The 23,595-nt window shown below is 26.3% G+C and carries 17 protein-coding genes and 2 pseudogenes; 4 read left to right on the forward strand and 15 right to left on the reverse strand.

The window, feature by feature from the left end; translation table 11 throughout:
- Positions 1-56: 56 nt before the first annotated feature.
- From CLPUN_RS10980 to CLPUN_RS11000, 6 genes and pseudogenes are all read right to left on the reverse strand, one after another.
- Positions 57-869: pseudogene (locus CLPUN_RS10980) on the reverse strand (mannose-1-phosphate guanylyltransferase); the annotation flags it as partial.
- A 327-nt stretch (positions 870-1,196) separates the two neighbouring features.
- Entirely contained in the window at positions 1,197-2,753 is a 1,557-nt protein-coding gene (locus CLPUN_RS10985) for a recombinase family protein (RefSeq protein ID WP_077847325.1), read from the reverse strand.
- Entirely contained in the window at positions 2,746-2,922 is a 177-nt protein-coding gene (locus CLPUN_RS28030) for a hypothetical protein (RefSeq protein ID WP_198944317.1), read from the reverse strand. The genes CLPUN_RS10985 and CLPUN_RS28030 overlap by 8 nt, the downstream gene beginning before the upstream one ends.
- Positions 2,923-3,320: 398 nt before the next feature.
- Positions 3,321-7,745 carry a hypothetical protein gene (locus CLPUN_RS10990; protein WP_077847326.1) on the reverse strand — a complete coding sequence of 1,475 codons (4,425 nt, stop codon included), beginning with the start codon at positions 7,743-7,745 and terminating at the stop codon, positions 3,321-3,323.
- Entirely contained in the window at positions 7,723-8,823 is a 1,101-nt protein-coding gene (locus CLPUN_RS10995; protein ID WP_077847327.1) for a cache domain-containing protein, read from the reverse strand. Before CLPUN_RS10995 ends, CLPUN_RS10990 begins: the two co-directional genes overlap by 23 nt.
- Before the next feature lie 67 nt (positions 8,824-8,890).
- Positions 8,891-9,970 carry a mannose-1-phosphate guanylyltransferase gene (locus tag CLPUN_RS11000; protein ID WP_077847328.1) on the reverse strand — a complete coding sequence of 360 codons (1,080 nt, stop codon included), beginning with the start codon at positions 9,968-9,970 and terminating at the stop codon, positions 8,891-8,893.
- Positions 9,971-10,198: 228 nt separating this feature from the next.
- Here CLPUN_RS11000 and CLPUN_RS11005 point away from each other — a divergent pair, with 228 nt between their 5' ends.
- The 4 genes from CLPUN_RS11005 to CLPUN_RS11020 are packed head-to-tail and all read left to right on the forward strand — an operon-like array spanning position 10,199 to position 13,824.
- The gene (locus CLPUN_RS11005) at positions 10,199-11,338 is read left to right on the forward strand and encodes a glycosyltransferase (protein ID WP_077847329.1); all 1,140 of its coding nucleotides are present in this window, start codon (positions 10,199-10,201) and stop codon (positions 11,336-11,338) included.
- Between the two features lie 8 nt (positions 11,339-11,346).
- Positions 11,347-12,882 (forward strand): response regulator, encoded by a 1,536-nt coding sequence (locus tag CLPUN_RS11010; RefSeq protein WP_077847330.1) that lies wholly within the window; start codon positions 11,347-11,349, stop codon positions 12,880-12,882.
- Between the two features lie 15 nt (positions 12,883-12,897).
- Entirely contained in the window at positions 12,898-13,203 is a 306-nt protein-coding gene (locus CLPUN_RS11015; protein WP_077847331.1) for an Hpt domain-containing protein, read from the forward strand.
- Between the two features lie 3 nt (positions 13,204-13,206).
- Positions 13,207-13,824, forward strand: a complete 618-nt coding sequence (locus tag CLPUN_RS11020) for a response regulator (protein ID WP_077847332.1) — start codon at positions 13,207-13,209, stop codon at positions 13,822-13,824.
- Between the two features lie 13 nt (positions 13,825-13,837).
- Here the strand turns inward: CLPUN_RS11020 and CLPUN_RS11025 are convergent, their stop codons facing one another.
- The 9 genes and pseudogenes from CLPUN_RS11025 to CLPUN_RS11060 all read right to left on the reverse strand — a co-directional run bounded on the left by CLPUN_RS11025 (position 13,838) and on the right by CLPUN_RS11060 (position 23,400).
- Positions 13,838-14,725 (reverse strand): glycosyltransferase family 2 protein, encoded by an 888-nt coding sequence (locus CLPUN_RS11025; protein ID WP_077847333.1) that lies wholly within the window; start codon positions 14,723-14,725, stop codon positions 13,838-13,840.
- On the reverse strand, positions 14,722-15,915 hold the full coding sequence (locus CLPUN_RS11030) for a glycosyltransferase family 4 protein (RefSeq protein ID WP_077847334.1): 1,194 nt from the start codon (positions 15,913-15,915) through the stop codon (positions 14,722-14,724). The genes CLPUN_RS11025 and CLPUN_RS11030 overlap by 4 nt, the downstream gene beginning before the upstream one ends.
- A 4-nt stretch (positions 15,916-15,919) precedes the next feature.
- Positions 15,920-17,131, reverse strand: a complete 1,212-nt coding sequence (locus CLPUN_RS11035) for an oligosaccharide flippase family protein (RefSeq protein ID WP_077847335.1) — start codon at positions 17,129-17,131, stop codon at positions 15,920-15,922.
- The gene (locus CLPUN_RS11040) at positions 17,124-18,230 is read right to left on the reverse strand and encodes a hybrid sensor histidine kinase/response regulator (protein ID WP_077847336.1); all 1,107 of its coding nucleotides are present in this window, start codon (positions 18,228-18,230) and stop codon (positions 17,124-17,126) included. Before CLPUN_RS11040 ends, CLPUN_RS11035 begins: the two co-directional genes overlap by 8 nt.
- Positions 18,231-18,394: 164 nt before the next feature.
- Positions 18,395-18,664 (reverse strand): annotated as a pseudogene (locus CLPUN_RS11045) (sugar phosphate nucleotidyltransferase); the annotation flags it as partial.
- Between the two features lie 171 nt (positions 18,665-18,835).
- A complete protein-coding gene (locus CLPUN_RS11050) occupies positions 18,836-20,767 on the reverse strand; it encodes an SEC-C metal-binding domain-containing protein (protein ID WP_077847338.1) in 1,932 nt (643 codons plus the stop codon).
- Positions 20,768-21,165: 398 nt separating this feature from the next.
- Positions 21,166-21,729: a phosphodiester glycosidase family protein gene (locus tag CLPUN_RS28675; protein WP_242954106.1), complete on the reverse strand. Its 564-nt coding sequence runs from the start codon at positions 21,727-21,729 to the stop codon at positions 21,166-21,168.
- Positions 21,730-21,813: 84 nt separating this feature from the next.
- Entirely contained in the window at positions 21,814-23,004 is a 1,191-nt protein-coding gene (locus tag CLPUN_RS28680; RefSeq protein ID WP_242954107.1) for a M56 family metallopeptidase, read from the reverse strand.
- 21 nt (positions 23,005-23,025) lie between these two features.
- On the reverse strand, positions 23,026-23,400 hold the full coding sequence (locus CLPUN_RS11060) for a BlaI/MecI/CopY family transcriptional regulator (RefSeq protein ID WP_077847339.1): 375 nt from the start codon (positions 23,398-23,400) through the stop codon (positions 23,026-23,028).
- Between the last annotated feature and the right edge of the window lie 195 nt (positions 23,401-23,595).

Genomic DNA, 23,595 nt, shown 5'->3' on the forward strand with positions numbered 1-23,595 from the left:
CTGATAGCAAATAAGCTGTTACAAAATAATCAAAATATTTTGTAACAGCTTATTTTTTATAAAAATTTATTATATCGATTTTGCTCATTAAGTTTATTCAGTAAATGTTTTATTTCTTGATCTTTATTTTTATCCATAACAAGTATAACATCACCTGCATCAACTACAACTAAATCTTTTATTCCAAATCCTATTATTAAGTTCTTATCTCCAAATATAGAACAATTCTCACATTCATCAATATAGACATTTTGGGAAATATTATTATTCTTATCATTATAAAGCAGTCTGCTTAATGCGCCGAAACTCCCCATATCATCCCAGTTGAAATCACATTTTATAACATATGCCTTTCTTGTTTTTTGCATAACGCCAAAATCTATAGATATTCCATCGATAAGCTCATATTGTTCCTCTATAACCGCTTCTTCATTTTCTTCCCCTAGACTTTTATATATTTCTATCAATGGTCTATGCAATTTAGGCAGATACTTCTCTATTTCTCTTAAAATAACATCTGCTCTAAATACGAACATTCCAGAATTCCATAAGTAAGTCCCCTTTAATATAAAGTCTTTGGCAACCTCTGAGTTAGGTTTTTCAGTAAATCTAGCTATCTTGTAAGTTGGTATATTCCCAGTAGTTCTCTCACCCATTTCTATATATCCATATCCAGTTTCTGGCCTATTAGCTTCTATTCCAAGTGTAACAATACACCTTCTCTTATTTGCTATCTCAATCGCCTGAGATAACGTATCTATATAATTCTTCTCACCTTGAATATAGTGATCTGATGGTAATACAACCATAACTGCATTAGCATCTTGTTTTAAGAGCTTTACTGCAGACAAACCTATGCATGTAGCAGTTGGTACATAGGTAATATTGGTCTTTTTATTATAAAATCCATTCAACTTCTTTTTTTCAATAACAATTATTAATAATTTTTTCATATGATTTACATCATATGAAGAAGATAATTTCCTACTGATACTATACCTTCTAATTTACTTTCACCTATTAATGCTTTTAATTCCTCTTCTGAAAACCAAGTATTTCCGAATTTTCCAATTAAAAATACCTCTATATGATATTAACTTGAAATTTGCGTTTCAAAATTATTCTATGTTATTGCCCATTTAAAGATAAATGAGTATAATAATTTACACTGCATATAGTAAACAATCTTGATATTTTTAATATCTATTAAATTTATAATAGATATCAACACTCTTGTCCTTAGTTTTTGAATCTTCATTAACTATAATCTTATCTATAATTGTTTCCACAAAATTTCTTTCTATTTCTTCTAAGTTGAAAAATTTATTAAGTTCTTCTTTATATATTCTTTCGATATAAGTATTATGTTGTGAATTATTCACCATATTTTCTAGTTGCTCTTTTCTCTTAATTAACTTTTTCTGTTTTTCTTGTATGACATTAAGAAAATTTGTAAAATTTCTCTCTGAAATTAAGTCATTTAATTTATCTTCATACATTTTACTGAATTTCGCATCTAACTTTTCTAATTCATTCTCTATTTCATTTAATTCCTTTGTATTATTTTGTTCAATCTTTATATTTTCTACCCTATTGTAATATTTCTCTTTATTAATATTTTTATTTATCATTTCTCTTATATCTTGCTGTATTCGTAAAATTAAGTCTTTTTCTTTTATGCTATGGCAAGTACATCTTTTTGCCCCACTTTGAGATAATGTACACTTATATCCTTCAAATTTTTTTCTATAAGATAGACTTCCTCCACATGTTCCACACCCTAGCACCGAACTGAAAGGATGTATAACTTCTCCTTTATACCTATATCCACTTGATCTTTTTTCTAGTAATTCTTGAACTCTATTAAATGTTTCTTTATCTATTATTCCTTCAAATTCTCCAGACCAAACCCAATCTTTCTTTGAAGTTTTTTTAATTTCTTTCATTTTATAACTAACTTTTTGATATTTTTGTTGCACCAAGAATCCGCCATACTTATGATTTTGCAAGATTGAAAATATTGTATTGTTTGTCCAAATTCCAAATTTAGAAAGAGCATAATTTTTTAGTCTTGAAGATGGAGTGGATATACCTTTTTTATTTAAATATGTTGCTATTTTACCAGCTCCCCATCCTTTTAAATATAAAGAAAAAATTTCTTTAACTGTTTCTGTAGTTTCTCCACCTTCTGGAACTAGCAAAATGTTTTTTTGTTCACCATTATAAATTTTTTCAAACTTATATCCATACGGAGGTTTTGATGCTATAGATGATCCTCTTTCCATTCTTTCTTTTAATGCACTTTTGATTTTTCTACTTGTATCTCTAATATACATTTCATTTATCATATTTTTAAAAGGCACAATATCATCATCTTGTCTTTTTTCAGTATCCACATTGTCCAAATATGCCACAAATCGGATATTATTTAGTTTAAAATATTTTTCAATGTAGGCTCCTGCTTCCAAATAATCCCTTGAGAATCTAGATAAGTCTCTTGTTAAAACCATGTTTATTCTTTTACTTTCTATATCTTCTTTCATTTTTTTAAAAGCACCTCTGTTAAAACTAGAACCCGAAATACCGTTATCTTCATAAGTATCTATAAGATTATAAACATTATTCTTGTCTTCTTTAGCCATATCTCTTATCCATTTTTTTAAATTTCCAATCTGTGCAGCAACAGATTCACTTTGTTCACTCTTTTCTGTACTTACTCTAGCATAAATACCTATATTCCATACTTTATTCATTTACATCCACCTCTTTTTGTGTGGATAAATAGTATTTATTACTTTTGTTATTGTGTGTATTCTTAATATTTTCTGTTACATTTTTTATTTTATCTTCAATCAAGTTATCAAATAATTTTTTGAAATCTTCTGTGCCATAAAACACATTGTATTTTATTTCCTTTTTCAAAAAAGATCTCCTCCTAAATATCCTTATTAACATTTTAATAAAAATTTCTATTTTTATTACTTAAATTGGAAAACTTATACTGGTTATAAAATTCAATTTTGTCTTATGAGCATATGATAACTTGTTTTTTAGGCTTTATAAAAATTTTTTTCATTTCTATCAGATGAAAATTTAATTTTTAAATTTATTTTTTAAGTGCTTTAGGAATCTTCTACACCATTGCTAAAAATAACTTATAATATCACTTTTATACATAAAAAATCCCCCAGCATACTGATTACTTATATCATTTTATATGCTATAGGGGGAGGTAATTTTGTTAACCATTCATATTTTTAACTTTGTCGTTAATTATTCATATTATCTAAAGTATGAGTGATATAATCTCAATCAATTGCCTATTTTTTGCATTTTTTAAAAATAATATAACTCAGTGCAAATCCTATTATAATAAAAGCAAAACTGAAATAATACAATTTTCTAAGCACTATTTCTATAGTTCCTTGTCCTGTTTGGTCCGTTATGATACCTGTAGTTACTCCATTTAGTTTTAAATTTCCCCTATCTTTGAAATCCCCTAATAAAATCTGCCATAATGGATTAGACGATTCAGTATAATTTAATAGAATTCTATCATTATTAGGATTATTTATTTTAAAATTTCTCTTCATACTATCAATGCGCTCATACTCAACTTCATGATTTTCTAAATTACTCTTAAAAAAGGCATTAATATCATTTCCTTCAAAATAAATCATATTATCAAATGTAATAAGATCTTTATATTTAACTATACTATAATTCTTCATTTCAATGAATCCTTGTGCAGCTTTATTCCCAAGACAAAGAATGTGGAATTGCATATATTTTGCTTCTGTTGGAACTTGAATAACTTGTTGATAATTGTTCCATTGATTTTTTTCGCTCTCATCTACATCATTTATATAGGTCACATCTATTAGTTTATAGTTTTCATCAAGAAATTCTAATTTCATATGTCTTTTTCTTATGTTTTCAGAAATAGCATCAAAATTAACTAAATATTCTTCATCTGGTACTACTGATATTTTCTTTGAAGCATAATTATACCAGTTGCTAGAGCTAGTTTTATCAAAATCAAAGTGCAATGTGTTTCCATCTATTCGATCTCTCATCATGTCATTACTTATAATACTATTATCACCGTTACTTTCATCATAGACATCTTCAATGTTATTGGGTACTTTAATCTCATTAGGATCAAATTTGTGAATATCAGAAATTGTACTTGTAGAAGGCACATTACTATCAAATAAAATTCTGATTTTATATTTTCCTTGCTTAAGAAAAATATTATGAATTGTAAAATTATTATAATGATTAATAATATTATCTATATATTTGATAGTTTGTGGAAATGTATCACTTAATGGTATTTTATCTATAACAATATCCTTTTCATCACCATTTGAAACTAAATCTGTTGTAAGTATTTCTTTATTAATTACTATATTATTTTGTTCATCTAAAATCATAACCTTCAGTTTTCCATTATTTTTACCATCACCATTGATATTTAATGAAAATGAATAATCACTGTTCTTTACAATATCAATATTTCTTTCTAATACACCACTTTGTGAACTTATTCCTTTTCCCATGCTTAGCTTAGGATATGCCCTTTCACTTTGAACATTTCCTGAATAATTAAAGTCATTTTCCGCTTCTAATACAGCAAAAATATTACTTCTGTTTATTGCTGAGTTTATCGGAAAAGAAAGTTTATCAAAATCCTCATCAGGAATACAAGCAAATAAATTTACAGCATTAAAACCTTCTTTATTCTCTACAGAAATTTCATTATCTCCAGAATGAAATTTATATTCTCCAAGATCAATCCATTTAAATTGTGTAATAGAGTTATCTTTAGTATTTATTTTTACTGCTTCATCATTGATTTTAACCTCAAGATCTCCACCTTTAGCAGAAACTAATGTTCTCATATACACTTTTGCTTTTTGATCTGTCTTAACATTTTTTGTCATTGTAAAAATATTAGGTTTTTTATACTCGCCTAAATCATATATATTTATATCATGAATCCACCAATAGTTTTTTTGCTCTGGCTTTTGATAACTCAAAAGTTCTATACGCATATATGCGCTTCCACTAGGCGATACATAATCTCCTTTAAAGTTGACTGAGTCAAAGTTCACGTCTTCATGAGATGACACTACATAATTTATACCCAAATCATTCATTTGCTTATCAAAAAACCTAACTTTTACATGCATTTTATTAGTTCCCCTACCAGAAATCACTATATTGAACTTGTATGGATTATTTTCCTTTGCATCAATCAATCCTGCTTTAGCAACCTGCCAAATATTTTGTGGTTCACCTTTCATAATTTCTCCATATAAGACTGGAACTGAATTATTATCTGTTTGAGGATTAGCTAAAACGCTAAATATTTTAGGATTATCAGGCACAAAGAACTTCTCTGTTCTTAACATAGAATCAAAATCAGCAATAAGTTTTCCCTTAATAGTATCAATTTTATTTGCTGGCACATCTAATCTACTAGTCGCGTAAGTAAGTGCTACTCCAGCATTACAATCAAAGTCAAAAGGATAATTTTTTAAACCTTGAGAAGACAAATACCATTTCCAATCATTGTTACTAACTAAAGTTTTACTCCATTTTAAAAAAGCATCGCCATCATTAATAACATTAAAAGGATATATATAATTTTCTTTTTGAAGATTAGAAAGTAACAAATCATTGTAGTCATTTACCTCTATATAATCTTCTTTATTTAAATCTTTAATATAACTTTTATCTTCAAGCGAAGAAAAAATCACTCCATAATCTTTAAAATTAAAATTTGGAATATTACTATAGCTTTCAAGCCTACTGTATCCATAAGGGGTAATTATTTTTTTAGGCACATTATATAAGTAAGGTAAATTATCTTCGATATTATATAGACTAAAAATTCCATTCTCATATGTTTTTTTTAATCCAGTCTGATTTTTTAATATTTCAAGATTAAATTTCTGCCTTGCTTCTTGTCCATTATATTCATTGTGGTATGCAAGTTCATTCACCCCAAAAGCTGATACAAGTTTACCCACATTTTTACTAGTCCCATTATCTAGCATAGCCTGAATAAAATTCATATAATAATTAATGCTTAAACTATTGCCCTCATGTTGAAAAATCGTATTTTTTTGTGAAGAATAAATTTGAATATCACCCGTAGCCTTTTCTACTCCACTAACATCATTATTCTTATTCCAATATGGCGTAGCAACTCCATTATAGTTTTGTATCATATTATCTGCAGTTGGTATATAAAGTACTTTACTATCAAACTTATCTTTTTCTTTTAAGTGATTTTGTACATCTAAATAGTCTTTAGGTATTGTAATAGGACTATAAAAACCATTAATAAAATGATTATAGAAAGGCATTAAATAAAAACAGAAAGCTGTAATAACTATTAAGATAGATGCTATCTTTATAGCATACTCATATCGTTTATATTGAAACTTCAACATAAAGTTTTGAATACCAAATGTTAAAAGTACACTAAACCCAACAGCCATTAATCCTATAAATTTATTAGGATCTCTAAACATCGATCCAATAATAGGCGTTTTTGAGACAATAAAAATGAAGGTTTCAGAAAAAAAATCAAGGCTAACTCCAGTAGAAGCTATTAAGAAAATTACTGTACACAAAGCAAAAAATGCTATTATATTATATTTATATCCCTTACAAATCATTGCATAAAGCACAAAAATAATTATTATTGCTCCACCTAGGTAAAAAGAACTCGGTAAATTAGATATGTCAAACATTGGCCACCAGTAAGAGATAAAATAAATAACATTTTTAATTGAACTATTTCTGCTAAACAACGAAAGAGTATCAACAACATTAATATTGTGCTGTGAAGCTTGAGCTTTAAGTAAAATGCTTCCTAAGTATGCTGATAGCCAATAGGCACTAAAGCATCCAAAAATTGATGCAAATAAAATTATTTTCTTTATATTGTTTATTAAAATGCTTATTATTCTTTTTTTATGCTGAAATCCAGTTTTAATAATAGTTTTTCCCACAATTAAAACTCCAATAATAAACATAAAAATTATGTCATAAAAAAAATAATGGATAGCACCTGCACTTATTGTAAAAAAAATACTCAAAAAAAATATATCCACTACATTTCTTTTATACAAGTTCTTAGAATAAATATAATAACCTGGTATAAGTTGTTCTTGAAACTTTGGATCAAATGCATTAAAGAAAAACATTAGAACTAATGGAATCAAACTATATCCACAAAGTAAATATATATGTTGTATTCTTATTACTACCCATGGATTAATGGCATAAAAAATTGCTCCTGTTATTAGTGCAAACACCTTAAAAAAATCAAACTTTTTTAAAAAATAAATACTTACAATTCTTTTTGAAAATAAATACATTGATATTGCTGATGTTAATATTAGAACTGTTATGAAGCTTTTTAAAAAAAAGGGTCCACTATAATTAAACATTTTAGATAAAAGGTATAGTGGATAAATAAATGCTAATCTTGGTACATTCAAAAGCGTAGAAGTGCTCCACCTTTCATTCCAAGCTCCAAATATTTCATTCATGTATCTTTCAGATGTGAAGCCAAAAGCCATATCACTAAAAACAATTTGCCCTTGTTTATATATAGGCGCTAACATACACAGAATAATTAAAACCATAATTATTATTGAAAAAATATCATATCTATATATATATATATTATCTCTAACTTTCTTATATATTTTTAATTTCCTCATTAATTTTATCCTCTTTATCTTTAATCTCAGTGTATTCTCCTAATAATTTGGTTTTCATTTCCTTCAATTCATCTAATCTGTCAACAGAATTATTTATTAATTCTATAGTTTCTTCAACATTTGGTAGAATCAAACTAAAAATCTTATGAAATTTAGGTGATAAATTTTTAAAAATATTATTCTTAATATAATTTTCTAAGTATTGTATAAGTTTTATGGCAACTACCACAGCAAATACTAGGCATAACACAAAGAAAATAAATATATATATGATTGAATTATTAATTGGACTATAAATTTGACTTTCATTTTTAGATGCAATAATATATAAAGAATTGTCTTCTAAGTCAATAAAGCTATAAGATACTCTAGTTTCATCTGATACTTCAGTGTCTGTATCACCACTTAGCATTTTTTTTGTATATTTATCAATTTTAGTACTATTCACTTTATTTTCAAGGGTCGATGCAACAACTGTAAAATCCCCATTGTAAATATCAACATCAATACCAGTGTTGCTACTTAACAAATCATAAAAAAACATTTCATTTAATTCAAATACAGAAAATCCAATTACTTCACCATTCTTTATAATCTTGTAGAAAATAAATTGATACCCTTTTTCATCTTTAACATAAAAATCTGTTATAAAATATTGTTTGGAGAATTTTGTTTGTTTTATTATTTGACTCAAATCATTGTTAAATTTATCTGACTTAAAGGTATATAACTGATTAAAAGCCTTATCTAATACATACACATTTTCTATATATTTAACGTCTTTTAGAACACTCATATCAATAGACTCATTAGAATTACTTTGATTTAAATAATTCATTGCCTTAGTATTAGAAAAAACATCAATATCAAGCTTTATAAATTCATAAAAGTTCTTAACACTTTCTACTTCTTCATTTCTGATACGTTCTATCTCCTTAGTTCCAGACTCATTAAGATAGTTTCTTGCTTGAATTGTAAAAAATACATTAAATGCAATTAATGGTAGTAAAGTAGCTGTCAATACTGTTAAGAAAATAATTATTCTTAATTTTAATGTCTTTTTTTCTCTTCTTCTCATGATTAACCTCGTATACTCTTATCTTTATATTATAAGTTGTTGAATAGCTAGTTTTATAAAAAGACTACTATAAATAGTTATCTCTATTACAAATTTTCAAATTTTCAATTACTTTTTTAATATTTTGAGTATCTTCTTTATTTGCAATAAGCAAAACATCATCAGTATCTATAACTATTGCATCTTTTATACCTATTGCTACTATAAGTTTATCTTGTCCTTGTATTATTGATTTTTTAGTATCAATAGTTATTACATTTCCTTTTACTACATTTCCATCATCATTAGTTTTATTTATTCTTTCAAGTGCAAGCCAATTTCCAACATCATCCCACCCAAAACTTCCTGGAATAGTATATATATCATTAGCTTTTTCCATAATGCCATAATCTATTGATTCTGATTGCATTTTTTCAAATTCTTCCTTTAAAACAATTTCTGCATTATCGCTAGCTATAGTTTCATATATTTTTTCTAATCCTTCATACATCTTAGGAAGCAGTTCTCTCATATTTAATAATATGCTTGAAGTTTTCCAAACAAACATACCACTATTCCAAAGATATCTTCCAGAAGCTAGATATTCTTTAGCAGTCTCCAAATTAGGTTTTTCTACAAAACGATTCACTTTATATATATTGTTTCTTCTTGAATTATCAAAATTTCTCTCAAAATTAATATATCCATAACCAATTTCTGGATATGAAGGCGTTATTCCTATTGTTATAAGATTATTATCTTGTTTTGCAATATCTATTGCTTCTCTTAATGTATCTATGTAAAATTCATTATACTTTATTAAATGATCCGATGGCAGAACAATCATAATAGCATCTTCATATTTCTTCTTTATGTGCATTGCTGCCAGACCAATACATGGGGCAGTATTTCTTGCGATTGGTTCTAAGAGTATATTTTCTTTTGGAATATTCGGTATCTGACTTAATACCAATTCTTTATAATCTTTATTAGTAACTATAAATATATCTTCAATATCAATTATGCTTTTTAATCTCTCTACAGTAAGTTGAATCAGTGTTTTCCCATCATCCGTTAAACTTAAGAATTGCTTAGGCAAGGTTTTTCTACTTCTTGGCCAGAATCTTTCACCTTTTCCACCAGCCATTATAACTGCTGTATTTTTCATTTTAATCCTCCTAACAAACTATTTTTATTGTAAATACTTCCTTATATTATTAGGTTATATAGTTTACAAAATTCAAAACTTTATTTTAGAAGTCTTGATACATATATTATAATATAAATATACCATGATGTTACATAATATGATATATTTATATTATAAGTGTACCCTGCAACACAACATCCATAATTCAGCAATATCTACATATAACTTAAAAAACGGAGGTTTAAAATGGAAACAATTTTAATTATAACTGACTTTAAAAAATCTATACTTTATGAATCTATTATTACCTTCTATGACCTTAATATTATAAATTCAAGTTTGGTAGATTCCATTCACGAAATAACAGAACTAGTTGTAATTATTGATGTAGAAAACGCTTCAAATGGAATAAAAATTGCAAATAAGTTACGTATGATTAATCCTTCCTCAAATATACTCTTTATTAATAATTTTGTTTCATCTGCAGAACATTTATTTTTTACAAAAATAAAAGGATATGGAAAAACAAAAATACTAAGATGGAGAACAACATATCCAGATGAACTTCTTATAAATATTCAAGATTTAATCCATCCCGAATACCCTAGTAAAGTTTCTGATATTGCTATTATTATACCTGTATATAATGAAGAAGCTCGTTTTGAAAAAGTATATAACTTTATTAAAAAATTGAAAATTCTTGTAAATCAAAGCTTTACAAATGCAAGTATTTATTTTGTAAATGACGGAAGTAAAGATAATACTCAAAAGCTTATAGATAAGCTATTAGAAGCCGAATATGAAGAAACTAATATAATTTCAAACCAATCTCAATTAAATACTTATGAACTTCAATACAATACAAGAAAAGCTGGTACATATGTTGAAGGAATTAGTTCAATAAATGCTAGTGTTATGATTTTCGTAGATGCCGATGATTCTTTTGATATAGACGATATTGCAAAAATAATAAATATTTTAAATACAGGCTACTATGATATTGTTGTTGGTACAAAGGATTTTTCAGCTGCTAATCGCTCCTTTTTAAGACGCCTAGTATCGTTTTTCAAACGACTTCTTACAAAACCACTTTTACCAAAAGGCATTTATGATTCACAAACAGGCTTAAAAGGCATAACTTCTAATTGTTCTAAGTTACTTCTTCCACACCTACATGAAAATACTGGATTGGCAATCGATCTTGAAATGATGTATATTGCAAAAAAACTTAACTTTCGTGCATTACAACTTCCTGTTAAATGCATTGATCAAGAAGGTTCTCATGTAAATATTATAAAAGATTCTATATCTTTTATAAAAATTATCCTAAAACTTATAACAGTCAACAGAAATATTTCATTTGATAAAAATGATATTAGTTTATGAGGTGGCTTATGAAAAATAATTTATTTCAAAATTCTACAAATGCATCCTTATTTGAAAAAAATCCATTGCTAATTTCACACATATTGGATACTATTTGTTCAGGAATTATAATTTCAGACCCTAATCGCATGGGAAATCCTATTATTTATGTAAACTCTTATTTTTTAAAAATTACTGACTCTAAAAGAGAAGAAGTTATAAATAATGATTTATTTAATGTAATATTTAATGATTTGGATGAACTAACTAAGAATAGTTTAACTAGTTTAATTGAAAACAATGAAATTATAAGTGATAAAATTTTAAGTTACAAAAAGAATTATAGTGATATATATATTAGATTTAAATTTAATCCTATTTATGATTCAAACAATACTTTGTTATATTTCATTTGTACCTTTGAAAATATTACAAATGAAATAATTTTTAAGGAAGAAGCTGAAAAGGCTCTAGAAACTGAGTCCAATTTTTTATCAACTATAAGTCATGAAATAAAAACACCTTTAAATTGTATAATTGGAATTGTTGATCTTCTCTTAAACGTAAATACAGATGAAATTGATCAAAAATATTTAGATGTACTAAAAAAAAATAGTACTTACTTATTAAATTTAATAGAAAATATGCTTAACTTATCAGAACTATATTCTAGCAATGAAGGCTCAAGTAACAGTTTATTCAATATTGGTGAACTACTAAACCAATTGGTTAATGACTATCAAAATAAAATATTAGACAAAGGTTTAATTTTTAATTATCACTATGATAACGGAATACCCCAAAATTTAATCGGAGACAGCATAAAACTAAAGAAAATTATATCTTCCTTAATAGATAATTCTCTTAATTTTACTGAAAAAGGACAAATAAATCTTATTGTAAAGTTGAAGAAAAAAGAAAACACTAAAATATGTGTTGGCTTTACAATAAGCGATACTGGTATTGGAATTCCTAAAGACCAGTTATCTAATGTTTTTAGAGTTTCTCCTGCACTAACTAACTTTGCCAGCAAAAAACATAATATATGCCCCATAGGTATTGCTCTATCAAAAAAACTAATTGATTTACTTAATGGTTCCATTTCTATAGCAAGTGACCTAAACGTTGGAACAACAGTAGATTTTAATTGTGAATTTGAATTAATACCAAAAGTCAGTCCTGATATTAATAATGAAATAAAAAGAATATTATTAGTAGAAGATTCAGAAGATAATAGATTTCTAATTCATTCTTATCTGAAGAAAACAGATTATATTTTAGATGATGCTGAAAATGGTCAAATAGCATATGAAAAATTTAAAAGTACTCCTTATCATCTTATCCTTATGGATATACAAATGCCTATTATGGACGGTTATACAGCAACCAAACTCATAAGAGACTATGAAAAACAAAACAATCTACCTCGAACAACAATTATCGCCTTAACTGCATATTCTTTTAAAGAAGATCTAGATAAAACTATAGATGCAGGTTGTAACTTTACCTTAATGAAGCCAATAAAAAAGTCTCTTCTACTTGAAACATTAAATAATATTTTATGAAAGGTGTTTTATTAAATGGATCTTAACATTGTAAATGTAAGCAGTGAACTTAAAGATTTGCTTCCAAACTTTTTAAAAAATAGAGCTATTGAAATTAACTCCTTAAAAGAAGCTACTATCACTTCAAATTTTGAAACTATAAAATTTTTGAGTCATAGTTTAAAAGGAACTGCTGGTGGATATGGTTTTGATTATATGTCTCTTTTAGCGAAAAAAATAGAGTTAGCTACTATGAATAAATCTCTAGAAGAAATTGAAGCATTAATATTTGAGCTTGAATATCATTTTAATAATATGAAGATTATTTATGTGGAGGAATAAAATATGAGTTATAGCCATTCTGTACTTTTTGTTGATGATCAGGAGGATCTTCTAATATTAATAAATCGTATATTAAAAGATGAACATTACACTAAGTTTTTTGCAAAGAATTCAAAGGAAGCCTTAGAAATAATCGAAAAAGAAGCTATTGATATAATTGTAACAGATATGTTAATGCCTGATATTGGTGGCCTTCAGCTACTTGAAATCCTAAAGAGTAAATATCCAAACATTGTTAGAATTGTACTTTCTGGATACTCTCAGGTGCCATTTATCGTTGAAGCTATTAACAAAGGTGATATTTTTAGATATATAATGAAACCTTGGAAAATAAACGATAGCGGAAAAATGATTATACGTGATGCAATAGAATATTCTGATTATATTAAAAGAAATGGTACATATTCTAATAAAAATTCTAGTATTTCCTTTACTGAAGATAATATAAAAAATATTCTTTCTTATTATGACAAGGATTTTTTTATAACAATTGACAATAAAGTTATTTTAAAGTCTGATATTAATAATTTAGCCTTAGACGAACTAATTGATGATGATATTTATTTTTACTACAATAAACATGATGTTAATACTAATATATGTTTATATATAAAGAAATAATCTGTATTTCAGATTATTTCTTTATTTTTTTAGATTTTAACAATTCTACAATTCCAATGAAAGATAAAACTATATACATATAAATCATACCTAATGTCAGCATAGGATGTTGAATGTATTTCTCGAGATTTTCTTTTCTATATAATACTGGTCTAAAAAAGTACCACCTTGAAAGTGTCTTTTTGAAACCACTTTCCTCACTCTCAATCGTCTTATTCATAACACTAAAATAATATTTCTTTTTCTCAACAATTGCCTTTAATGTTGCTTTTTTCTCGTTATGATCAATTTGCGTGAATACAGCTCTCTTTATAAGTCCACCATTCTGCATATATCTTATGGTAGGTTGTGTTTCCTCAAAAGAAATTTGATTTATATTAATGCCGCCTGTAGAATCATATTCCTGTATTCTCCAGAATCTTGCTCCTTCCACAGAATTACTTCCAACATCTTCTCCAGCACTATTTATAATATTTCTCTCAAAAACCTTTACCTGTGAATAAAAATTTTTATAATCTGAAAATGAAGCTTCTGGTATAACAAGTCCTCCAACTTTTTCATTTTCATCTAGAAATTTAATACAATCTTTTATAAGGTTATTTTTAAGAATCATATCAGAATCGATTATATAAATATAATCTGACTTTAACTGCCTAGCCATTTCTATTGCCTTTGATCTTGCTATTCCCCGTTCTCCATGAGGAAGACTGATAACTTTAAAATTACTATGTCCATTTGCTGCTTCCATCATTTTATCTATAGTATTATCTGTAGATCCATCATCTGCCACTACTACAAAAAAATCATCATACTCTTGAGTAAGGCAACTTTTTAAACACTTAGTTACATATTCTGAACTATTAAAGGTAGAGAAAACTATTGATACTCTTTTATTGCTCATATATTGCCTCCTAGTCTGTCTAATATTATATCATTTATAAATTTATCAAAACTTTTTGCAGTTTCATCCCAGTGAAATTTAAGTGAATATTCATATGCTTTACATACATAATCTTCATATTCCTTCTTATCCTCTATAACTCTTTTCATCTGAATATAAATATTTTCAACGTTATTTTTATCACATAAATATCCTGATTTTCCATAATCAACTGCATCAATTATCCCTGGGGAATTATATACTATACTAGGCGTACCCACAGCAGCAGCCTCAGTTACAATCAATCCCCATCCCTCTCTTTGAGATGGAAATATCAGTGCATGAGACCTACTCATTAATTCTAATTTTCTTTCTTCACTTACAAACCCAAATAAAGTTACATCACTGTTTTCCTCTTTATCACTATACGTAATATTTTCTTTTCTAAAAATAGGCAATAAATTTTCTTCAATATATTTTTCATTTTTCTTTCCAACTATGTAAAGTTTAGATTCAGGATATTCTTTCTTTATTTTGGCAAATGCAAGTACACAAGCATCAATTCCTTTATAGTTAACAAACCTTCCTACATAAATAAAAGTAGGAACTTCCTCTTTTCTTTTAAATTCTTCTTTTTTCCAGTGTTTAAATTCTATTCCTTCTGGAAGTATTTTTACTTTTTCAATATTGAATCCAACTTTTATTAAATCTCGTTTTGTAGATTCTGAAACTGTCATAGTATAATCATTTTTTGAAAGCTTCAAAAACGGAGTTTCTGTAATATAGCCTATTATACTTATGGGAAACTTTGCATTCATAAACCATATTTCTCTAGTAAGCTGGTGTATAAAAAAAATTCTTTTTTTAGATTCAACCCAAAATTTTGTAAAAAAACGATGTGTATTACACTGATCAACTACAAAATCAATACTTTTCCTATTCATAATGTAATAATTTCTAGCATCCTTTATAACTGAAAATATATTTCCACTTCTAATATAAGTAATATTATCGATATTTTCACTTTCTTTTGCCCCTTTTAAACTTGGAGAGAAATGTATAATTCTGTATTTGTCAAAATCTATTCTTTTTAACATTTCGTGAGTATAAACTTCAGCTCCTCCTTTATTAGAAGACTTTATATCTCTCCAAGAAAGAAATAACAACGTAGTTTTTGTGTCTTTTTCTAACCTGTATTTATTTAAGTTCACTTAATTAGCTCCTTTCAAGTTTAAGTTGGGCAAATAAAGTTATCATCAAACAGAAATATAATACTGATTCAATAATAAGAATATTTTCAATATTTTTATGAAAAATCGAAATAAAAATTGTAATAAGAATAGCTGCAATAAGTAAGCTCCATAAATAACGTGTTCTCTCTAATATCACATTGATGTTTATTATTAAAAATGTATATATCATAAAGATGTATGGTATGAGCCCAATCCAAAGATATTTTCCTGCTTCCTTATACACTGTTCCAAAGAATATATCCACAGTAAAAGGTGCTACGTACCTATAAAAAACCAAGGCTAAAATACTCATACATAAAATTAAAGAAAATAGCTTTCTAACTTTATCATTAAATTTAGTTCTATTATTTAAATCTTTACTTAACATAGTAACAAATACCGTCATAATGCTTAAGGATGCAAATTGAAGAACTTGACTATATTTTAGTATTACTGCATAAATACCTGATTCATTAGGAAGATAAAAATTAACCATAATCATATCGATAGAAGTAAAAAAATAAAAGAAAAAATTTGCTATTATAACCTTAAATATTTTTTTATAATGCTCTTTTATGTTAATCTCTTTTAAAGTATTTATATCAAATTTTAATTTAGTTCTGTTCTTTACTAATCCATATATTGTAGATATGGTCATTCCCAAAAGAATTGATAATAAAACTATATTAATATTATTAAATAACTTTAAAAATACAAATATGAAAAATATCTTAGAAATTACCTCAATATAAAAACTTTTGTTCAAATTAAAAAATTCTCCTGTACCTTGAAATATTCCCCTTAAAATGCTGAGCAATATATTCATAAAAGAAATAATCATTATAAGGAAAATTGATATATAGCTACCTCTTGTAAATATTTTTATAAATGGGCTACATATTAATAGTATTATTAATAATAATCCTATATAAAACAGCGCAGATTTAAATATGCTCAAAATGTTAAATTCTATTAACCTACCTTTTACAATTTCCTTTGCAGTATAAGTTTGGAATGCAATTCCTGTAACTAAAATAATTGATAAAAATGATAATAATGAATTTAATATTCCATAATTTTCAGGTATTAGATACCAGCTAACAAAAATTTGAAAGAAATAGTTCAGCCCATTTAGTGCTATATCAAAAAATGGGAAAAATATTGCCTGATATTTTTTTATTCTACTATCACCCATGCTTGTTTACCCTATATTTAGGTATTGTAAATAAAACACAACTTCCTTTTCCATATTCACTCTCAATAAAAATACTACCACCATTTCTTTCAACAAATTCTTTGCATAATATAAGCCCCAAACCTGTTCCTTCTTCATTTTGAGTTCCTCTTGTCGTAAAATTTGAGTCAATACTAAATAATTTCTTAATATTTTCCTCCTTTATTCCTACTCCAGTATCTTTTACAGATATTTTACAATAATCTACTTCTACATCAACTGTAATTAAAATGTCCCCATTTTTATATGTAAATTTAATGGCATTTGATATAAGATTCCTCATCACAGTATTTAACATATTAAAATCTGCACAAACCTCTATATCATCTTCTATTAATACTATTATGTTAATATGTTTTTTCCTGGCATTTAATAAAAGGAGCTTAACACTTTCATTTACTACCTCTCGCAAATTTAGCATTGTAGGCTTGTACTCTATTTTGTCGCTTTGAACTCTTGCCCACTCAAGTATGTCTTGTAATAATTGGCAAACCTTATCCGAATTTCTTAGTATTCTTTTTGAAAACTCTTTTATTTCATCCCTATCAAGTTCATTGATATTCTGTACTAACTCATCAGCTAACCCTTTAACTACACCAATTGGATTTTTCAAATCATGACCTATAATTGAAAGAAATTTATCTTTTGTTGAATTTGACTCTTTTAACTTTTTTCTTGTACGTTGTAATTCTAAATGTATTTTTATACGAGATAATAATTCCTTTTCATTAAATGGTTTTGTAACATAATCCACTGCACCATCTTCAAAAGCTTTTACTAAACTAACACTATCACCTCTCGCTGTTAGAAAAATAATAGGTATATCCTTTGTATCTTTATTTTGCTTAAGTATCTTATTTACTTGATAGCCATCTACTTCCGGCATCATAACATCAAGAAGAATTAAATCAATTTTATTTTTTTTCACTTCCAAAATAGCTCTTACACCTGACTTAGCAGTATAAATATCATAACCTGCATCTTCAAGTATCTTAGTTACAATTCTAATGTTAAACACAGCATCATCAACAATTAGAATTTTACTCCCCTCAATCCCCATTTCTACGCTCCCCTTACCTCAAATTTTATAATATCGAATTGAGATTGTAATTTTATGTATATTTTTAGTATACATGTTTAAATATTACATCAGTTTATATATTTATCGACACTTTCTCTTTCAACTTTATAACTACTTTTATTCGGATGTGAATTGACCTATATCATACATAAAGCAGTTTCCTTATTTGAAGGCTCTACAAAAATATTATTTTCTTTTATTCCTACAAGTTCATTTTTAACTTTTTCCCTGTAATCCATATTGGTCACAACATAAATATTATCTCTATCTATTATTGGGATTATCCTATCAACAGTATTGACTAAAAAACTTTTATCATTAATTAATTTTAAAAATTGTTTTGGTTCTTTTGCTCTTGATAGAGGATATAGTCTACTTCCCTTACCTCCGGCTAAAATCAGCCCGTATATCACGCATTTTCAACTCCATGTAATGATATTAGTTCATTATATGTTGAAATATGAGTATTGGTGAGTCCTTACTTAAAAAGAACATTGATATAATTAATTCTTTTATATTCTCTTTTAGTCTACAAAATAGCAGGCCTATATATTTTAATATTAAGCCTGCCATTTTTTCATTCTTTAAAATAACTTTATTACATTCCCATCCCTAGCACAACAATCTTTATATTTCTTACCACTTCCACATGAGCATAAATCATTTCGTCTTGTAGTTTTTTTATCATTAATTACATCAATTTTATTTTCATTAATACTAGCACCTTTAAATCTCCATAATCTGATACTTTTCAAAAACTTCCCAACACTAGTAATCATAAATTCTTTAATATCTCTGCTGTCATCTTCCAATTGTTCTAATATTTCATTAATAACATCTTCAAATTCGTTTTCTTGAATTTCTAAATATAGAGATTCCATAAGTCCTTCTAATATTTCTATTTCCATATTGAACATGCTTATAAATTCTTTGAAAAATGTATCTCCAAAATTAGCATCATAAATATAATTTGCTTTTGCCATGCACAGTAATTCTTCCTTTGAAATCATAGCATAGTCAACATCTGTTTTTTGTTCAATTTCTCTTAATAAATCTACCCAGTTATCTATAAAACAATTTATGAAAAACATTCCTTGAATCTCATATTCTCTATAGTAATCTTGTGCATTTGTTATTAATTCTTCTATTTTTTCTTCATAAGATGAGTTGTTATCTAAGTGCTTCTCACCCTCTTTATAAGGTGCATAGTTTTTAAATATTTCTTTTATATCCTTTAATTTAAGAAGTCCGTAAGCTTTATTCATTCCCCTATAGATATTCACTATTTCACTATTGGCTTTTATCATGCTTCTATATTGTATATTATTTTTTTCTTTAACTAATTTTTGAACAATTTCTGGCATTAAAACTACCAATTCTTCATCTTTAACTGATGAAAAAAGCATACCGCTTTGCAGAAAATATCCTAATTTATACGCTGTACTTTCATCCACTTGATTAAGCATTTTTACTCCATTATTATCTGCGTAACTCTTTAAAAGTTTATATCTTTCCTCATCAAATAAGGACATTCTTTCTTCTATTAATATTTCATATTCATCAATTAATTTTTCAATTAACTTACTTTTATTTAAACTCGATATTTTAGTCATACCAAGATATTTAGCTATGTCATATATATTTTCCTTTGATAGGTTATTTATTAATTCCTTTATATCAAATGAATATATTGCTTTATTAAATGTATTATTAACAATCCCTTTGCTTTTACTTATTAAATCATCAAATGCATATTCTACATCTGATAACTGCTCAAAAAATTCATCTTCATACAAAAATGTATCTCCATTATTTTCTGGACTTTTCAATTTCTTTTTAGAAATCTTGTATTTTTTACAATTACCTGGTAAATATGTATTCTCATCTTTTTTATGTCCTTCATAACAGCAAACACCATCTCTTGGTGAATTGCAATAATCAAATTTTGATATCATATCATTATCTTTATCAATACATTTTTTACATAACCACTGATCATTTTCGTAATTAAAATATTCAGCTTTAGTTCCACATATTTCACATAGGTGATTAACCTCATGATTTCTTGCTATTATCTCTATTTGAGAAAAACTATTAGGCACTTTTATTATATTCACTACTTCTAAAGTTAAATATGTTGTACTTCCAAAGTCATATTCATATTCAAATTTCTCATTAACTGCCAAAATATCTTTTAGCTTTGTATTCATTGAATAATCTTGATAAAACCTCCCACCAATTTTAAAAGCACTTAAATGCCCACAACATTCCAACCAAATGTCTCTCATAAACTGGTCTATATGTATTAAGCTTAAATTTTCATCAATCGATAAATATATACAGTATTCATCTCCATTATACTTATATTTAATAGCTATTATAAATTGATTTCGCTGCTTTTTATCTATTGAACTAAGTTCTTCTATTTTTCTTTCTATTTCACTGCAATTTTTCATATGTCTTTTAATAGTCTTTTCAGTTAATTCTTTATTGCAATAGTAACATTTTGCTTTCAAGTAACAGCCCTCCTTTTTGCCTATATTATTTGTAAAATTAGATATATACTTTTCTACATTAATATAACACTGATTTTATAAATATATTGCATTAAGTCTATAGTCAAATACCTCTGCAATGCTATACCTTGTTACATTTTACATATACATTGCATTTAAGTCAACAAATCTTGGCTTCTTTAAATTATATGATATTTCTCTAATTTGTTTTCATTTACTCATTCATCTTCTATTATTCTAATAGTATTGTTGTTAAAAATATAAATCATTATAACCTATACAAAAAAGTTCAATGTATATTTTTAAACAATCTACATTGAACTTAAATACTTAATCTATTAAAGCTTAGCTGCATTTCTACAAAACAATACACCAATATGTTTCCACAAGTATTTCTTCTACATTCTTAAATCTTTATAAATTAATTTTCTATTCTTATCAATAGTTGCCATAAAATCTTCTTTTATTTGAATAAGTTTTCCTTCATAATACATTGTCGTAGATTTCCCGCCGTCTAAATTAATTGCATTAATGTCTCCTAATTTATACATTATTTCTTGTACTTCTGTATATGTTGCACCCAAACTAGTTAGACTTCGTCCATCTATAACCATAAAAATTATTGTTCCATCTTCTTTTTGTCCTATTGCTGTTCTTAGTGCAATCCCTCCATCTATAGCAATATTAGTCTTATTTCCATTTATTATAAGTACAGGACCAAAACTTAATGCTTCTTCTGAGCCTAGTTTTGATAACTCATTTATTGAATATTTATCAACAATTAATCTCCCTTTTTTAGTTATTGCAAATAAATTTGTTTTTTTATCAGCTTCTAAATCGCTATAAATAACTTTTCCACCGGTCATTATAATACCAGTTGGAGTTGCCCCCTTTCCTGCTAATTTAGCTCCCTTGGATGAAGCCTCCTTTAAATCCACCACTATTAATTGCTGCAATCGCATGATTATTTTTAGCAATTTGGCTTGTAGTTTCTCCTTCAGTCATCAGTTTTGATGTATACCCTATTTTTACTCTTGTTGGATCTTTTATTCTAATATAATATCCTTTGTATTTTGAATTATTAAGTTCATATAATTCACTGGCATTTTCTTTCCTGTACTAACTTGTACTTTTTCCTCAACTAAATTATTATCTGACTCTGGAACTTGGCTATTATATTCTAAATTTACAGTATCTTCTTCAATCAAAGTATTTGCTAAACTTTTGGTTGAGATTGCTCCAAATGAACAAATAGTAAGTATTATTGCCAATACTACAATTAATATTCCCTTTTTACTTTTCTTATTAAATATTCTATGAAATCTTTTTTTTAATATTTTCTTATTTCCAAGCTTTGTTGCTAAATTATTTTCAAGAAAATTATTATTTTTATATTTTAATGAACTTATAAGTGTCAATGCATAATTTTGTCTCTCTTTAAAATCGCAATTATGAAGTATACTTTCATCACATGCTAATTCACAGTCAATATTTATATTTCTGTTCATTAAATAAATCAAAGGATTAAACCAATAAATTGAAGTTACAGTCATAACTAAAAACTTATATAATATATCATTTTTCTTGTAATGCATAAGCTCATGCTTTAAAATCCATTCAACTTCTTTCTCCTCATAATTAATGTTTGGCAATACTATATAAGATTTAAAAAATCCAATTCCAAACGGTATAGATGTATAATCTGAAACTTTCAATGAAATATTTTTATTTATTTTCATTTCTCTAAGTAATTTATTATATATTTCTTCTATTTTAGTATCTTTAATATTCCATGATAAATCTAATATAGTATTTTTATATTTTATATATGTAAAAATTCTATATGTCATAACTGCTAACGTTACGGCTAACCATAAGTAACATATAACCTCTAAAATATTAATATTGCTAGTGAATTGTTTTGCACCTTCAATAACTTGATTACTACTAATGGAACTATTTATAGCTTTTATATCACTCACTTGTTTTTTTGCCAATTCTACATTATTAATTGCATCATCAATTCCTACTTTATTATAAACCATAGGGTTTATATTCATATATATTGGAATTTTAAAGGGCAAAATCATTCTAAATATAACTATTAGCCATATATAATAGTTAAAGTTTTTAGTATATTCTTTAAATAAGGTTTTATTAAAAACTAAAATTAAGCTTATTCCTATGCTACCAATTACTGCTATCCTTAGTATATTCATAATTAATATCTCAATCATACTCTCCCCCTAATTTTATAATTATTCTTCCTTATTTCTAATCCACTGTTCTAACTCTTCTAAATCCTCATTAGTAATTTCATTATTTTCATGTAATGCTGTAATTAAACTCTTTAATGAATTTTCATGAATATTAGTAAAGAAGTATTTTGTTTCAAATTCTAAATACGTTTTCTTACTTATTAATGCTGTGTAATAAGTATATAATTTAATCTTTTTTGCACTTAAAAATTCTTTTTGAACTAATTTTGATAATAAGGTTAATGTTGTTGTTCTCTTCCAACCAAATTTTTCTTGTGATTCGCTAATAACTTCTTTTGATGATATTGGTTTGTTATTTTTCCAAATTACTTTCACAACATTTAATTCAGATTGTGGAATTTTTGATATACTCAATTTAAAACATCTCCTTAAATTTATACTGTCTATACTTATAGACAACATTTAAATCAGTTTATCATACTTATACAAATTTGATAATATTTTGTATTAACTTAATTCTGTTTATAAGTTAATACAAAAAAATATCTATGACACTCCTCTTCTTAAAAATTATTAATAACTAAAATAAAGAGCGTCTCAAAAAGAAAG

It is taken from the genome of Clostridium puniceum (assembly GCF_002006345.1).
Lineage (GTDB): Bacteria > Bacillota > Clostridia > Clostridiales > Clostridiaceae > Clostridium > Clostridium puniceum.